Raw genomic sequence first — 774 nt, 5'->3', positions numbered from 1 at the left:
TCGGTGCCCAGTCCGCACAGGCCGCCCACTCCGGTGATAACGACGCGCCTGTCCATTCAAGCCTCCTTCGCAAGCAAGCCGCGGACGGCTTCCACGACGTCGCCGACATTCTTGAGATTGGACCAGGCATCGGCCGTGTTCATGTCGATCTTGATGCCGTAGGCCTGCTCCACATCCCAGAGGACGTCCGCCAAACCCAGCGAATCGAACCCGAGCGCGTCCAGTTCCGTGGCGATTGTTATCTCGCCGACGAATGACGCAGGCATTCCCTCACCGCTCTCCGACTCGGCGCGTTTCTTGATCAGGGCAATGACGTCCGTTGCGAATTGATCGGCCATTCTGTTTCCTGTCTTTCTTTCCCGCGTTTCGACCTGGACGCGGCTCAGTTCCTGAGGCGCGCCGCGTCGCGAAAGCCATCACGCTTGGGCAACTGACAAAGCCCAATGCTCATAAAGCCGGATCAGGTCCGGCCGGTGTGTGGCGTAGGTGCAGTATGACGATGTGAGCCGCTACACCGTGCGCGTCTCCCAGTCTGTCCATAGGCTCGGAAGAAGTCGGACAGTTTGACATGGCCGGTCAGTTGCAACTCCCTTTCCCAGCACTCCACTGCCCGGTAGAGCGCATGAAAAATCTCCTTTCGGGCGGTTTCTTAAGACGCTCGCCACGCCATGAGGCAGTGGGGGCATCGGTGTCCATCAGGTGCTTCTGCCCATGCAGGATTCCAGAACATTGATGAAATCGTTTGTTTCGATGAAAGGCATCCACACTTTGGAT

Annotated in this window: 2 protein-coding genes; both read right to left on the bottom strand. The window is 58.4% G+C overall.

What is annotated here, in order from left to right:
* Positions 1 to 56: 56 nt before the first annotated feature.
* Positions 57 to 338: an acyl carrier protein gene (locus E5W70_RS32580; protein ID WP_029356603.1), complete on the bottom strand. Its 282-nt coding sequence runs from the start codon at positions 336 to 338 to the stop codon at positions 57 to 59.
* A gap of 238 nt (positions 339 to 576) precedes the next feature.
* Positions 577 to 774 (bottom strand): hypothetical protein (locus E5W70_RS32575; protein WP_292665478.1); only part of this gene is annotated, 198 nt, incomplete at its 5' end.

Origin of the sequence: Mesorhizobium sp. (genome assembly GCF_005063415.1) — a bacterium.
Taxonomy (GTDB): Bacteria; Pseudomonadota; Alphaproteobacteria; order Rhizobiales; family Rhizobiaceae; genus Mesorhizobium.
This window is presented reverse-complemented; position numbering and strand designations above follow the sequence as displayed.